This window comes from Mesorhizobium sp. LCM 4576 (assembly GCF_001854815.1).
Lineage (GTDB): Bacteria > Pseudomonadota > Alphaproteobacteria > Rhizobiales > Rhizobiaceae > Mesorhizobium > Mesorhizobium plurifarium.
In genome coordinates this window covers 44,788-58,484 of sequence record NZ_MDDT01000040.1, presented here as the reverse complement: position 1 = coordinate 58,484, position 13,697 = coordinate 44,788, and the positions used below count along the sequence as shown (strand labels likewise).

Annotated in this window: 19 protein-coding genes; 6 read left to right on the top strand and 13 right to left on the bottom strand. The window is 63.6% G+C overall.

Features of this window, described 5'->3' with window-relative positions; genetic code table 11:
• Nucleotides 1-9: 9 nt before the first annotated feature.
• Nucleotides 10-417: a helix-turn-helix domain-containing protein gene (locus tag LCM4576_RS22175; RefSeq protein ID WP_083361465.1), complete on the bottom strand. Its 408-nt coding sequence runs from the start codon at nt 415-417 to the stop codon at nt 10-12.
• Nucleotides 418-515: 98 nt separating this feature from the next.
• Here LCM4576_RS22175 and LCM4576_RS22170 point away from each other — a divergent pair, with 98 nt between their 5' ends.
• The gene (locus LCM4576_RS22170) at nt 516-1,496 is read left to right on the top strand and encodes a zinc-binding dehydrogenase (RefSeq protein WP_071034664.1); all 981 of its coding nucleotides are present in this window, start codon (nt 516-518) and stop codon (nt 1,494-1,496) included.
• Nucleotides 1,497-1,530: 34 nt separating this feature from the next.
• On the opposite strand, the gene LCM4576_RS22165 is transcribed toward LCM4576_RS22170, so the two are convergent.
• From LCM4576_RS22165 to LCM4576_RS22155, 4 genes are all read right to left on the bottom strand, one after another.
• Nucleotides 1,531-1,848: an autotransporter outer membrane beta-barrel domain-containing protein gene (locus LCM4576_RS22165; protein WP_071034663.1), complete on the bottom strand. Its 318-nt coding sequence runs from the start codon at nt 1,846-1,848 to the stop codon at nt 1,531-1,533.
• Between the two features lie 244 nt (nt 1,849-2,092).
• Entirely contained in the window at nt 2,093-2,287 is a 195-nt protein-coding gene (locus LCM4576_RS36860; protein WP_071034662.1) for a hypothetical protein, read from the bottom strand.
• A 138-nt stretch (nt 2,288-2,425) separates the two neighbouring features.
• Nucleotides 2,426-2,602, bottom strand: a complete 177-nt coding sequence (locus LCM4576_RS36570; protein ID WP_157900472.1) for a hypothetical protein — start codon at nt 2,600-2,602, stop codon at nt 2,426-2,428.
• A 149-nt stretch (nt 2,603-2,751) separates the two neighbouring features.
• Nucleotides 2,752-3,141 (bottom strand): gamma-glutamylcyclotransferase family protein, encoded by a 390-nt coding sequence (locus LCM4576_RS22155; protein ID WP_244510868.1) that lies wholly within the window; start codon nt 3,139-3,141, stop codon nt 2,752-2,754.
• A 50-nt stretch (nt 3,142-3,191) separates the two neighbouring features.
• Between LCM4576_RS22155 and LCM4576_RS22150 the strand changes: the two genes are divergently transcribed.
• Nucleotides 3,192-3,593: a GNAT family N-acetyltransferase gene (locus LCM4576_RS22150; RefSeq protein WP_244508369.1), complete on the top strand. Its 402-nt coding sequence runs from the start codon at nt 3,192-3,194 to the stop codon at nt 3,591-3,593.
• 48 nt (nt 3,594-3,641) lie between these two features.
• Here the strand turns inward: LCM4576_RS22150 and LCM4576_RS22145 are convergent, their stop codons facing one another.
• A complete protein-coding gene (locus tag LCM4576_RS22145; protein WP_071034660.1) occupies nt 3,642-4,952 on the bottom strand; it encodes a hemolysin family protein in 1,311 nt (436 codons plus the stop codon).
• 244 nt (nt 4,953-5,196) lie between these two features.
• Here LCM4576_RS22145 and LCM4576_RS36855 point away from each other — a divergent pair, with 244 nt between their 5' ends.
• On the top strand, nt 5,197-5,373 hold the full coding sequence (locus LCM4576_RS36855) for a hypothetical protein (RefSeq protein ID WP_198540293.1): 177 nt from the start codon (nt 5,197-5,199) through the stop codon (nt 5,371-5,373).
• A gap of 33 nt (nt 5,374-5,406) precedes the next feature.
• Here LCM4576_RS36855 and LCM4576_RS22140 read toward each other — a convergent pair whose 3' ends face one another.
• The 4 genes from LCM4576_RS22140 to LCM4576_RS22125 form a co-directional block, all read right to left on the bottom strand.
• Nucleotides 5,407-6,114 (bottom strand): LssY C-terminal domain-containing protein, encoded by a 708-nt coding sequence (locus LCM4576_RS22140; protein ID WP_071034703.1) that lies wholly within the window; start codon nt 6,112-6,114, stop codon nt 5,407-5,409.
• 68 nt (nt 6,115-6,182) lie between these two features.
• Nucleotides 6,183-7,010, bottom strand: coding sequence for an extensin family protein (locus tag LCM4576_RS22135; protein WP_071034659.1), 828 nt, complete (start codon nt 7,008-7,010; stop codon nt 6,183-6,185).
• Between the two features lie 167 nt (nt 7,011-7,177).
• The gene (locus LCM4576_RS22130; protein WP_071034658.1) at nt 7,178-8,224 is read right to left on the bottom strand and encodes an extensin family protein; all 1,047 of its coding nucleotides are present in this window, start codon (nt 8,222-8,224) and stop codon (nt 7,178-7,180) included.
• A gap of 75 nt (nt 8,225-8,299) precedes the next feature.
• Entirely contained in the window at nt 8,300-8,725 is a 426-nt protein-coding gene (locus LCM4576_RS22125) for a DUF3775 domain-containing protein (protein ID WP_071034657.1), read from the bottom strand.
• Nucleotides 8,726-8,903: 178 nt separating this feature from the next.
• On the opposite strand from LCM4576_RS22125, the gene LCM4576_RS22120 reads away from it, so the two are divergent.
• Nucleotides 8,904-9,440: a tetratricopeptide repeat protein gene (locus tag LCM4576_RS22120; protein ID WP_040990365.1), complete on the top strand. Its 537-nt coding sequence runs from the start codon at nt 8,904-8,906 to the stop codon at nt 9,438-9,440.
• Between the two features lie 258 nt (nt 9,441-9,698).
• Nucleotides 9,699-10,172: a transcription elongation factor GreA gene (gene greA, locus LCM4576_RS22115; RefSeq protein ID WP_027168132.1), complete on the top strand. Its 474-nt coding sequence runs from the start codon at nt 9,699-9,701 to the stop codon at nt 10,170-10,172.
• A 140-nt stretch (nt 10,173-10,312) separates the two neighbouring features.
• Here the strand turns inward: greA and waaC are convergent, their stop codons facing one another.
• From waaC to rfaD, 3 genes are read right to left on the bottom strand one after another with little or no spacing between them, the layout of a single operon-like run.
• Nucleotides 10,313-11,287 (bottom strand): lipopolysaccharide heptosyltransferase I, encoded by a 975-nt coding sequence (gene waaC, locus LCM4576_RS22110; RefSeq protein ID WP_071034656.1) that lies wholly within the window; start codon nt 11,285-11,287, stop codon nt 10,313-10,315.
• A complete protein-coding gene (waaF, locus tag LCM4576_RS22105; protein ID WP_071034655.1) occupies nt 11,284-12,291 on the bottom strand; it encodes a lipopolysaccharide heptosyltransferase II in 1,008 nt (335 codons plus the stop codon). The genes waaC and waaF overlap by 4 nt, the downstream gene beginning before the upstream one ends.
• Nucleotides 12,264-13,211, bottom strand: a complete 948-nt coding sequence (rfaD, locus tag LCM4576_RS22100; protein ID WP_071034702.1) for an ADP-glyceromanno-heptose 6-epimerase — start codon at nt 13,209-13,211, stop codon at nt 12,264-12,266. Before rfaD ends, waaF begins: the two co-directional genes overlap by 28 nt.
• Nucleotides 13,212-13,354: 143 nt before the next feature.
• Between rfaD and LCM4576_RS22095 the strand changes: the two genes are divergently transcribed.
• Nucleotides 13,355-13,591, top strand: a complete 237-nt coding sequence (locus LCM4576_RS22095; protein WP_040990363.1) for a type II toxin-antitoxin system Phd/YefM family antitoxin — start codon at nt 13,355-13,357, stop codon at nt 13,589-13,591.
• Nucleotides 13,592-13,697 lie beyond the last annotated feature (106 nt).

Below are 13,697 nucleotides of genomic sequence, written 5' to 3'. Positions count from 1 at the left end.
CCGCCCTTTTTAATTCGGGGCAGCCTCGGTGRCGCGCCTTGGCCTGATGATGCAGTCGGCAAGATGCGGCCGCTCGTCCAATTCGTCGGCGTGGTGCTGTCCCCACTGACAGAGCGCGAGCAGGATCGGCTCGAGGCTGAGGCCGAGCCGCGTCGCTGAATATTCGACGCGCGCCGGGATCTCGGCGAAGATCTCGCGGCTGACGAGGCCATGCTCCTCCATCTCGCGCAGCTGGTCGATCAACACCTTCTGGGTAATGCCGGGCATCAGCGCCTTGAGTGCCGAAAGCCGGCGCGGACCGTCGAAGAGATAGTAGAGGATCACCGCTTTCCAGCGACCTGAGATCACTTTCAGCGCGCGTTCGGCGGGGAGCATCGGCAGTCGCTTGATCACGCGTTTCTTGGTGATTTGGGGCATGGTCACCTCCTGGTGTGCAGCGGACAAATCCGTGTGTAGCGGCGACTGCGCAGATAGTGGCAAAGACCGGCTGACGCCATAGCAATCGGAGCCCTGCCATGAAAGCCTTGCAGTTCAACCGCTTCGGCGGTCCGGAGGTGATGGAGGTCGTCGACGTRCCGACGCCCGTCGCGCAAGCCGGCGAGGTGCTGGTCAAGGTGGAAGCGGCCGGCATCAACTTTTTCGAGGTGCTGATGCGCGCGGATCGCTACGCGGCCACGCCGAGCCTGCCGGCGTTCCCTGGCGTCGAAGTCKCCGGCACGGTCGAGACGGTCGGCGAGGGAGTAGATCCGGGCCTGTTCGGACGCCGCGTGGCGGCGCCGCTGTTCGTGTCGGTCCGGCCGTTCGGCGRCTATGCCGACTATGTGGCGATCGACGCCAGCCTCATCGTGCCGCTGCCGGATGTGCTTTCCTTCGAAGATGCGACCGCCCTCATGGTGCAGGGGCTGACCGCCTTGCATCTCACGCGGCAAAGTCCGCCGGCCGGCAGGACGGTGCTGGTTCCCGCTGCCGCCGGTGGCGTTGGCTCGCTGCTGATCCAATTGGCCAAAGGGCAGGGCGCTCGTCGCGTGGTCGCGCTGGCCGGCGGGGCCGCCAAGCGGGATTTCGCCCTCTCGCTCGGCGCCGATGTGGCAATCGACTCCAGCGCGCCGGACTGGCCGGCGCGAGTGCGCGAAGCGAGCGATGGCGCAGGCGCCGAAATCGTCTACGATACCGTCGGCGGCGCATTGACCAAGCAATTTCTCGACGTCCTGGCACCCGGCGGCGAGCTGGTGTTTGCGGCGCTCGGCCGGTTTCAACTGTCGGCTTCGGACCTCGAGGCGATGATCGGCCGCAATCAAGCGCTCAAAGGGTTTGCCCTGCTGCCGCTTTTGTCTCCAGACATTTTGAGGACAAGTCTTTCCGAGCTGTTCGACCTTGCGGCGCGTAGCCGCTTGAAGGTGGCGATCGGCGGCCGCTTTCCGCTGCATCAGGCAGGCGAGGCGCATCGATTGCTCGAAGAGCGCCGCGCCACCGGCAAGGTCGTGCTGCTGCCCTGACAGCCAGCCTTTTTCGACCTATCGTCGCCGGCAGCTACCACTTCACGCTGAAGCCGACGGTGCCGCCGAAGGCATGGCTGTCGCCGAAATCCTCGAGGCTCGAGCGTGCGAGCAGCTCGCCATGGACGGCGTAGCGGTCGTCGGCCCAGCTCAACGAGCCGCCGAAACCGAGACCGCCCCAAAGCGGCTGCGACTTGCTGGTCAGCCTGGTGCCTGAAACGTCGACATCGGTGCCGTCGAGGAAGTCGTAATAGAGGTTGGCGATGCCGTAGACATGCGAGCGGCTCGTCTGACCCGCCTTGTCCTGCCACTCGCTCTCATAGTCGGCGGAGAGACCGAGGCGGCCGGTCATAAAAGCAACATTAGTCATCTTGAATATGGTAAGTATAAATATGGGTATTTTCTTAAACACCTCATTCGGCTGTATGGGACGATAACGGAACCCAGGCGGTCCGGCCCGCTTATCATGGTGACACAGGATTTGCGGGCCGGACCTTGCCCCGTGGCGTGGCCGTCCAGGGCAACATGTGGTTAGCTTCACCCTCGGCGGCTAACACTGACAATCGATAGTCCGGATGAGCACGCGCCGAGGTCGATCAGGCGGAACCGCGTTCAAGCTCCGCCGACAGCTGGGCAGGGTCGGAAACGCCACGGCCGAAAAGCGCTATGACCCTGATCGCGATCCGTTCGCGCTCAYCCTTGTCGGCAACGCGGTGCCTTGCGCAGTAGTCGTTCAAGGCTTTTGTGAGAATGTCGAGCTGGGCGGAATCCGCCACACCGCATGCTGGCATGCTTGCCTCCCTTGACAGGGGCGAAAGCATGATAGCCGCTTCCAAGCGTCCRCTTGCCTCTATTCGGTACGGACGAYGAACAAACAGTACGCTCGAAATGTGACCGTTACGAGTCAATTTGCGTAGGGTGAACTCCATCTACTTCTTCTTCAGCAGCCGCGCCTCCCGAAGAAGCGAGTTCGGATCGATGCCGATCATGTCGACAAGGTCGCGGGCCTGGGTCTCGGTGATGCCGGTTTCCTTCATGAGGAACCGGACCCGGAATTCCTTCTCCGCCCTCAGTCGCTCGTCGCGTTCTTGCTTGCTCTCGGCCATGGATTTGTCCCCAAGCCCTGAAACTGCAAGTTGGCGCTAAGGTTCCACTCAGCGCACGATCTGCCGATGCCCGTCGGGAAGCACGAAGCGCCGGTCATTGTAACGGGCCAGATAACCCGAATGGATGGGATCTGCCAGATGCCGGGATTTCATATAAACCTGCGCCACAGTCGATGRCCCGCCTCGAGCGGATCAACCTCGATCGGCACGCGCCAATTGCCGGGAGAGCCGATGGATTCAATTCTGTYGAGGCGCAAGAGGGCGCGATCATCGACCGCGTAAAGTTCGCCAGCGACCTGGAAGCCGACRCCCGGTTCGTTGAACATCATCGGGGCAAAGCGAGGCCCGGCAATCAGCATTGGAAAGCGCTCACGTGTGCGACGGTTGCCGAGAAACGCGGCCCCGCTCAAACCCCGGTCGTGAAGGGGAAAGCCCATCTTCAAAGTGCCGAATACAAAGACTTTCCAAACCATCGGGCCAAACCATCGGGCCAAACCATCGGGAAGGAACGTTGGCCGACGCCGGAAGTCATTGTCCATGCCATTGTTCGGAACAGGCAGACATGAACGAGACTTCGCATCTGAGAATAGTGGCGTTGGCCGACGAGGCCACCAAGGCCGAGGCGGCAGTTGCGCTCTATCGCTATAACGTCGCTGCCACAGGCGTGGATGACCGCGCGCCCATCGGCGCGATGCTGTGCAATGGCTCGGGCAGGGCGCTCGGCGGGCTTTGGGGTCGCACTGAGCTCGGCCTGCTGTTCCTCGACATGTTTTTCGTGCCGGAGTATTTACGTGGCCGATCCTACGGCGCGCGATTGCTCGCAGCCGTCGAGGAAGCAGCAAAAAGGCGCGGCTGCCGGGCCGCGGTCGTCGAGACGAGCAGCTTTCAAGCCCCCGGCTTCTATGCCCGRCATGGTTACGCCGAATTCGGCCGCATTCCTTTCGCAATCGACGGACAGGCGCGCATTTTTTTGCGCAAACAGCTTGCCTGAGCGGATGTCAGGAGTTCCAGCCCTATCGAGAAATCGGGGAGACGATCCTCAGCGCACGACCTGCCGATGCCCGTCGGGCAGACGGGTGGCGATCAGCTTGTCGATGCGGCGGCCGTCGAGATCGACCACCTCGAAGCGCCAGCCTTGGGCGTCGACGCACTCGCCGGTCGCCGGCAGATGGTGGAGATGCGACAGCACATAGCCCGCGACGGTTTCGTAGTCGCGGTTCTCCGGCAGGTCGATGCCCAGCACCTCGGCCATTTCGTCGGCCTGCATGTAGCCGGCGAGCAGCCAGGAGCCGTCGTCGCGCTTGACGGCGTTCTCCTCCTCTCCGGCCTCGAGATCGGAGCGGAACACGCCGGTGATGGCTTCGAGGATGTCGGCCGGCGTGACGATGCCTTCGAAATGGYCGTATTCGTCGTGGACCAGCGCCATCGGCACATCGGACTCGCGCAGCTTCTGCAAGACATCGAGCGCGTCGGCCTGGTCATGCACGATAGGGGCGGCGCGCACATGCTGGCGCGGATCCAGCACCCTGCCGGCGAGCAGGGCGGCCAGCACGTCGCGCGTCTGGATGACGCCGACCATGGCGTCGACATTGCCGTCGCCGACGGGCAGCCGCGAGTGCTGGGTGTCCATCAAAAGCTTTCGAACCGCGGCTTCGTCGGATTGCAGGTTGAGCCAGTCGACCTCGGTGCGCGGCGTCATCACGGCGCGCACGGCGCGGTCGCCGAGGCGCATGACGCCAGCGATCATGCGGCGCTCGTCGGATTCGATGGTGCCGTGATGCTCGGCCTCGGCAACCAGCATCTTGATCTCCTCATCGGTGACCTTTTCTTCCGCCTCGCCGCTCTGGCCGAGCAGCCAGAGAATGGCGCGGCCGGAAATGTCGAGCAGGAAGACGAGCGGCGCCGAGATGGTGGCAAGGATCGTCATTGYGGGCGCGGCGCGGGCCGCGACGCGCTCTGGATCGCGCAACGCGATCTGCTTCGGTACCAGCTCGCCGACGATCAGCGAGGCATAGGTGATCAAAGCGACGACGATCCCGACGCCGACGGGGTCGGCGATGTTTTCGCGAATRCCGGTCGAGGCCAGATATTGCGCCAGTCTCTCGCCGAGCGTCGCGCCCGAGAAGGCGCCCGAGAGAACGCCGACGAGCGTGATGCCGATCTGCACCGATGACAGGAACTTGCCGGGGTTCGAGCCCAGCGCYAGCGCGCGGCCGGCGCCCTTGACGTTGCGGTCGATCATCRCCTTGAGGCGGGCGGGCCGCGACGACACGATGGCAAGCTCCGACATCGACAAAAGGCCGTTCACCAAGATGAGGACGGCAACGACGGCGATTTCAACGTAAAGCATGGGCGGTCAATAGCATTGCTGCAGTGCATTCGAAAATAGCCTGCCGGTATTTTTGGAAGATGACAGGCCGGAGCAAGACAGGGCTGGCGAGACCATCCGGCGAAGCAGGCATCGGCCTGGAGTTTGCAAGCCGCATATGGGCACGACGGCCCAATTCGGCGACAGCGTCCTATTAAAAATCAACGGGATAGAGTGGAACCAATATCAAATGACATAGTTATAACAGCTCGTTGGGGGTTGCCCAATGGCGCTCGAACCGAAACGTGGCCTTGTCCAGAGGCTTCTGGAAGAGACTGGCATCACCGAGACGCAGGCGCTGGAATTGATCTCGCTGCTTGGATCGAATTGGTCGTCGCTGGTCAGGGAAGCGAAAGCCATCAGGCACAGCCTGAAGCCGCCGACCGGGTCTTCGTCCGCGTGACCTCTGCGCCACCGCTCGGCTTTCGTCGTGCCGTCACTCCCGTGTGTTCAACACGCCAATCACGGCCATGCCATCGGTGAAATAGGGATCGCCGCCGCCGTTGCGTCCGGTCCTGGTGGCGCCGATCCCCGGTATCTTGCTGGTCGAGGCCAGCAGACCGGCGGCATCCAGGTCGCCGATGAGGAAATCGCGCTCCGCGTCGATGTCGGGGTCGATGTGATGCGTGATGGCGCCRGTGTCGTGGCTGAGGCCGACGCCGCGATCGAAGCTCGCGGCGCCCAGCCAGAGCGGGCGGCCGTCGTCGCCGACCGTGTCGGTCAGCCAGAAGCGGACGTGATGGCGCCGGTCGGCGCTGCCGCCGACCGGCTTTTCAAAGGCAAGATCCTGGGCGCGGCCCTCGAACAACAGGCGGCTCATCGGCGCGTCGGGGTAGGGGCGGGAAAACAAGACGCTTTCGCCGATGTCGATCGCGGTCCTGAGCGTCACGGCATCGGCCGTGTCCCAGCCGGCGGCCGCGAAGGCGTGGACGACTTCCTTCTCGGTGCCGACAAGGCCGACATTGATCGGATCGCCGGGAATACCCTGCGGCGTATGCGTCACCATCTCGAAGGGGCGGGTGCGGAAGCCGCGCTCCCGCCAGGTCCAGAATTCCGGCGCGGCGACATAGGCGAGCGCCAGATAGAAAGCGCAGACCGCCGCGAGCCAGATCGCCGCGCGCCGCCTCAGGCTTCGTTCACCCACGACCAACCGCTCCYAAATCCTTGCGCGACCATTTTATGCGGTGTTGGCCGTTTTGGGGCAGAGCCGCCTCAGCGGCAGGCGCGGTAACCGCTTTTGCGGTTCTTGATGTCGAAATGGAAATGGTTGCGGTGGTCGTAGTTGTAGCCGGGGCCGAGCACCGTGGTGAAATATTCGCAGCCGTCGGCGCGCACATTGTTGAGGAAGCCGCGCGTGCGGAAAGCGAACAGGCCGGGCTTGCGGACGTCGATGTCGTCGCCATTGTTGAGCTCGATGCTCATGACGTCGAGGGCGTTGCCCTTGCCGTGCTCGGACAAAACGCCTTCACCGGCGATGTTGCGGCAGGAATAGCTGGAGCCCTGGTGGATCGCCTTGACGCCGGAGAAGTAGCGCCAGCGGGCGGCCGGCTGCAGCTCGTTCTTCGTCCAGGCGGCAAAGGTGGCGGCCATGTTGCAGGTCAGCGTCGCCGCCGGCTTCATGGCGACGCTGCCGATCGCCGAGACCTTTACGGGAAAGTCGATGYCGCACTGGCCTTCATGGATCGGCTGGACGTCCTGATAGACGACGCCCATCCGCTTCAGCTCGTTGCGGCAGTCGATCTCGCTGGCCGGCATCTGCTCGAGAGGCGACATCGGCTCATCCATGCGCGGATAGGCGGCCTGGGTCATGTAGGGGTTGGACGGAACAAGGCGCTGCATGCCGGAATATTGCGGCGCGTCGGGTTGCGGCACTGCCGCCGTCTGGCTGCCGACATCGACGGCCGRCTGCAGCGCAAAGACGTCACCGGTCGTGCAGGCCGATATCATCGCGATGGCGCCCGCGGCCAGCCCGACAATCGCGATCCGCGCGCACTTGTTCCGTCGCGCCGCCATCAGCACAGCGCCAAGTCTTCGAGCCATTGAAGGGCGTCCTTGTCCCCAAGATCTGATCCCAATTGGGATCATGATCCATGTGGCACAAGGTTAACCCTCAACAGTAAAGGAAAGATCAGCGCTGGCATTCATGCCTGGGGCGGAATTGCGGCGTTGTTCTTGGGCCCGAAGCGGCCAGGACTTTCGGAAATCGCCTATTGGCAGAAGGTGCCGCCGTGGCGGCGCGGCTCCAGATCGAGGTGGAAATGCAGCGCATGATCGGGGTCGGCCCCCGGCCCAAGCACCGTCTTGAACGGCCCGCAGGCAGCCTTGCGGACCGCGGCGAGGAACTTCGCATCCTTCTCCGGCGGCGCCGGACCGACCTCGATCTTCCTGTCGTCCGACAGGGTGAAGCTGGCGATGTCGAGCGCGTTGCCGAAGGCATGTTCCGACAGCTTGCGCGTACCGTTGCGCGGCCGACAGACGAATGCCGAGGCCTGGTTGACCGACTTCAAATCGGCRCCGAATTCGGCCTCGGCCGCCGGCTGGACGACATCGGCCATGAAGCGCGCGGTCGCCTCGGCCATCGGGCAGTTGAGCTCGGTGCCGGGGCTGATGCCGATGGACTTGCCGAGCGTCTTCAAAATTATCGGATAGGGGATCGAGCAGCCGATCTGCGCATCGTGCTCGGCCTTGTGCTCCTCGAACTCGACGCCCAGCGCCTTCAGCCGCTCGCGGCATGCGGTTTCTTCCGCCGGCATCTTGTCGGCCGGCATGTCGGCCGAGCGCGGATCGGGAAGCATCGTTTCCTCGCCCGGCGGTTCGGGTTTTTCCGGCGGCTGCGGCGCGGTTTCCGGCGGCTCCGGCTCCAGTTCGACGGGCTTCTGCGGCGGCGTCGGCACGACGTCCGGCGTCTCAGGCTCGGATTCCGTCCGCGGCTCTGATTGAGCGCCCGTCGAACGCGGCGGGCGGGCGTCCCATTTCGGATGCGACTTCTCCTGGTTGAGGAAGTCGTCATTGCTGTCGAGACGCCTTTTGTCTTGCCCGGACTTATCTGCGCCGTTCTCCATATCCTGGGGACGCGGCCCCGGAACCGGTGTCGCCGGCGGCGTTTCAGGAGCCGGAGCGGCGCTCTGGCTGGCCGGCGGCAYGTGCCTTTTGTGCCGATGATGATGTTTGGCCGAGGCCGGGGTAACGAGCAGGATCGCGGCCGCCACAGGCAGCGCCAGTCTGCAAAGTCGTGAAAGGCTCAGCGTTGCCATCGCCCCGAAACGGCAATCGTAGCGCGAAGTTGCTTGCACCAGATGCCTTGCCGATCACAATCGGTTACCGGCGCGTTACGCGCCGATGGCTTCAAGGCCTGCCTCCAGCCAGTCGGCAAGCATCGGCAGGCCGAGCAGATATTTGGCCGTGCGCTTCCTGGGACGCTCCCTGGCGGCGGCCACCGCATCCGCCCATTCGGATGCGTCATAGTCGCCGCGCCCGATCCAGGCGAGCGCGATCAGCTCGGCCGCTTCGTCGATGTTGAGATCGTTGATCAGCTCGCGGAATTCCTCTTCGGTGAGGTTTTCCGAGGCTTCCTCGACAAGGCCGTCATGGTGGTGGCTGGCATGCGTGCCGCCGTCGAACTCGACCTCGTGCTCGGCCCCGTCGTCATAGTCCTCGTTGACGGCGGCGCTCAGCGCCTTCGCCTTGAGGATGAACAGGCGTACCGTGTCCGGATCGATCGARAGGTCCCACTCCTTCTCGAGGCGCTGCTGCACGGCCCTTCTCCACGTGATGCGCTTGGCTGYGATGATAGCGGAATTAAAGCGCGCGTCACGTCCGCAGGTAAATGCTTCTTTCCGGYCATCGAAAATAGTTCGGCAGCCRCTCGCATTTCGGGATGAAACCGCGCCAGAGCGGCGTTAATCTGCCATTGTCACGCTCATGGAGGCTTCGATGCGCAGACGTTTGCTTGTTCAGGTCATGGCTATCGCGGCGCTGCCGCTGTTCGTTGCTCCGGCTTTTGCAGCTGGTGAAGGCGGCAGCAGCAGTGGTCAGACGACCACCACCTGCAAGAAGGGCGAAGTTTGGGACAAGAAAAAGAACAAATGCGTGAAGCCGCAATACGGCATGCTGGATGACGACAGCATCTATGAGGCCGGACACGATCTGGCGATGGCCGGGCGCTATGACGAGGCGATCTCGGTGCTGACGCTCGCCGCCAACAAGCAGGATCCGCGCATCCTCAACTATCTCGGCTATTCGCACCGCCATTCGGGCCGCGTCACGGTCGGCCTCGGCTACTACGAGGAAGCGCTGAGGATCGACCCGAACTACACGTTGGTGCGGGAATATCTCGGCGAAGCGCATCTGCAGATCGGCGATCTCGCCGGCGCGCAGCAACAGCTCCAGGAAATCGAAAAGCGGACCGGCAAGGGCTCGCGCGAATACGGCATGCTGTCCGAGCAGATCGATCATTTCCTGAGGAGCTGACAGGCTTCCAGGCTCCTCGAACCGGCTGCGGGCAAATCGCGGCCGGTTTTCATTTGCCGCGCGCCGCGGACCCRCGAAAGCGGTGATCATTTTGCCGAATTTCATTTTTGGGCGTGAAAATCGCGCGAAGATTGCTATATTCAGGGAAATTGTGGTGAGACGGTTCCGTTAGCCCGAGGCTGCCGGACCGTTTTCTTTTTGTACCTATCGACAAGGCCGCTCCCGAAAACGGGGGCGGCGGCAGGAAAGGTCAGGCATATGATCAAGGTCCCGATGACAGGCGAGGGGTTCGCGTCATTGAAGGAAGAGCTCCGCTGGCGCCAGCAGGAGGAACGCCCGCGTATCATCGAGGCGATTTCCGAAGCGCGCTCGCATGGCGACCTGTCGGAAAATGCCGAATATCACGCGGCGAAGGAATCGCAGAGCCACAATGAAGGCCGCATCAACGAGCTCGAGGATCTGATTGCGCGCGCCGAGGTCATCGACGTCTCCAAGCTCTCGGGCGACAAGGTGAAGTTCGGCGCGACGGTGGTGCTCGTCGACGAGGACACCGAGGAAAAGAAGACCTATCAGATCGTCGGCGACCAGGAAGCGGACGTGAAGTCCGGCCGCATCTCGATCTCGTCACCGATCGCGCGCGCGCTGATCGGCAAGGAAGTCGGCGACGCCATCGAGGTCAACGCCCCGGGCGGCGCGCGGGGGTATGAGATCGTCCAGGTGCAGTTTATCTGAGGACCTTTTGATAATTCTACTCTGGCGGCCGACTAGCGCGGTTTTCTGCGCTTCCGGTGCTCACGTACGTTAAGTACGCTCCGCTCCGGTTCTCGAAAACCACGCTATTCGACTCGCCAGAGCGAATTCTGAAAAGGTCCTCACGCTGGCGCGTTTGATCTGAGCGCCAGGAGGCACTCCGCCTCCGCCATCACCTCAGCCGGCGTTACCTTGCCGCCGGCTGGCGCAAGCAAGGTCGATGCAAACTTTCCGCGCGGGCCGGTGAGACCCGGTTCCGTCGCCAGGAAGATGGCGACCGTCGGCAGGCCGAAGGCGCTGGCGAGGTGGGTGAGGCCGGTGTCGGCGCCGATGACGAGCGTCGAACGGCCGAGGATCGCTGCGATATCCGCGAGCGGCGATCTCGCAACCAGCACCGTCCTTGGCACGGCTGCGGCAATGGCTTGCGCCACCTTCCTTTCCGCCTCATTCGACCAGGTGACGACCGGCGTGAATTGCCGGTCGGCCAGCTCGCGCGCGGTTTCGATCCAGTCCTCGACCGGCCACTTCTTGTCCTCGCGGCTGGTGCCGTGCAGCAGGAAGGCGGTTTTGCCTTCAACGCCGGCCAGGTCGCCCGCCGGCGGCACGATGCCGGACTCCAGCGCCGACAGGTCAGGCTGGTAGCCCAGCGCCAGCCCGAACAGCCGCCTGGTGCGTTCGATGGCATGCAGGTCGCGCGGCACGGCGTATTTGCGCTGATAGAACAGCGTCGCCGAAGGCTCGCGGGCGCTGGCCCGATCGAAGCCGGCGATAGGCGCGCCGGCCTGGATGGCGACCAGGGCCGACTTCAACAAGCCTTGCGCGTCGATGACAAGATCGTAGTTTCCCGACTGCAGCGCCCGCCGCAGACTTGCCATTTCGCGCCAGGTTCCGCCGTCGAAAAGCCTCTTGCGCCAACGCCGGACCGCCACCTTGTGGATGGTGCCGATCGCCGGATGCAAGGCCACGATGCCGGCAAACGGCTCCTCCACGCACCAGTCGAAGCTGATGTCGGGGCGATCRCGCAGCGCGTCCTCGACGGCCGGAAACGTGTGGATGACATCGCCCATCGACGACGTCTTGACGATCAGCACTTTCATGCCGCTGCCGGGACCTCGAGCAGGCGGTCGGCCGCTGCGGTGACGCGGCCGACATCGAGCGTCTTGAGGCAGTTGAGGTGCCCGAGCGGGCAAACCTTCTTGTGGCAGGGCGAGCAGGACAGATGCAGCCAGATCAGCTCGGCGCGCTCGCTGAGCGGCGGCGTGTTTTCCGGCGAGGTCGAGCCGTAGACGGCGACGATCGGCGTGCCGACGGCGGCCGCGACATGCATCAGGCCGCTGTCGTTCGAGACCGCGAGCTTCGCCGCGGCGATCAGGTCGATGGCGTCCTCCAGCCGCGTCTTGCCGGCAAGGTCGATAGCGCCCGGGGCAAGTGCTGCGATCTCAGCCGTGACGTCGGCGTCGTTCTTCGAGCCGAGCAGGGCGACGCCCAGACCCCTGGCCATCATGTCGCGGGCCAGCCCGGCATAGTGGTCGCTCGGCCAGCGTTTTGCCGGGCCGAATTCGGCGCCAGGCATGAGCGCCACGAATTTCTTACCGGTCAGCCCGAACCGCGCCAGCAGATCGGCTTGATTGGCGTTGTCGACGGTAAGCCTCGGCGCACGAAACGTGCCGCCGCGCGCGAGGCCGAAATAGGCGCGCGCCGTGCGCCGCTTCAGGGCTTCGGGCAGCGGCACGATGTCGGTCAGCAGGCCGTAGCGCATCTCACGCAGATTGCCGACGCGGCGCGGGATGCGGGCAAAGAACGGGATCAGCGCCGATTTCCAGCTTCCCGGCAGCACATAGGCCATGTCGTAGCGGCCGCGCAGCAGGCGGCCGAAGCGCCTGCGGCTGCGGAATTCGAGCGCTCCCGGCATCAGCGGAAAGTCGATCTGGCTGCGTATCTCGGGCATGCGCTTGACCAAAGGCGCGGCCCAGGCCGGCGCCAGCACGTCGATGGCCGCATGCGGATGTTTTTCCTTCAGCGCCGCAAACAGGCACTGCGCCATGACCATGTCGCCCACCCAGCGTGGGCCGATCACGAGGATCGTTGGGCCTTCAGCCATTCGACATAGTCCCTGACGCCGGTTTCGACTGTGCGGAATTGGCCATTGTAGCCGGCCGCGCGCAAGCGGGACATATCAGCCTGCGTAAAACTCTGGTAGCTGCCCTTGAGATGGTCGGGGAAAGGGGTGAATTCAATCTCCCCCTTGCCCAGCGTGTCGATCACCGTCTCGGCGATGGCGCGGAACGGCTGCGCGCGGCCGGTGCCGCAGTTGAAGATGCCGCTCAAGCCGCGTTTCCAGAGCCACAGATTGACCTCGGCGACATCGCCGACATGGATGAAATCGCGGCTCTGCTCGCCGGGCCCGAAGTCGCCATAAGCGCCGAACAGTTTCGGATTCTCGCCGCGCTCGACCTGGTTGAACAGATGGAAGGCGACCGACGCCATGGCGCCCTTATGCGCCTCGCGCGGTCCGTAGACGTTGAAGTAGCGCAGACCCGTCACCTGCGAATGATCGGCGTCGAAATTGCGGCGGACGTAGTCGTCGAACAGCTTCTTCGAATAGGCATAGACGTTCAGCGGGCGCTCGAATTCGGGCTCCTCRCGGAACTCGCTGCCGCCGCCATAGACCGAAGCCGACGACGCGTAGAGGAAGGGCACGCGCAGCTTCAGGCAGGCATGCAGCAGCCGCTTCGAATAGGCGTAGTTCACGTCCATCATGAACTTGCCGTTCCACTCGGTGGTGGTCGAGCAAGCGCCCTGGTGGAAGACGGCCTCGATGCGGCCGAGCCCGCCATCCTCGATCAGGCTGAGAAAATCGTCCTTGTCGAGATAGTCGGCGATGCGCAGGTCGGCGAGGTTGGCGATCTTGTGGCCGTCGGTGAGGTCGTCGACGACGACGATGTCGTCATGGCCCTCGGCATTGAGAGCGGCGACGATGTTGGAGCCGWTCATGCCGGCGCCGCCCGTGACGATGATCATGAAGGCCTCTGCTGCTTACGATTCCGGCTCTTATAGGGGAGGCGGAGGGGAGTGTCGATAAAGCTGGCGCCCGTCCCGTACCCAGCTCGTAGTTCTTGTCTATTTCGCCCGTTTTGTCTATTATGTACAAAACGGAGCATTCCATGAAACAATATCCGTCGACCGATTTGAAACAGAATCTCGGTGACGTTCTTGCGGCCGCGAGCCAGCAACCTGTCTCCATCACTCGTCACAACAAGCCTAGATATGTCCTGATGAGCATTGAGGCCTACGAGGCTCGCTTCGCCGACGACAGCCGTCGCGCTTACGCTGCGAAGGACGCCCCGGTCGAACATGTCGAGATGCTTGAGGAGTACGCTGCCGGAGAAAGTCGCGATTAGGTCAATCGCCGCCGCGAGCCCAGTCGCTTCCGGCTGAATGTCGGGAACCACGTCAGGTTAGCGCTGCCCCTCATTGCCCTGCCGGGCATTTCTCCCCGTATAGTGA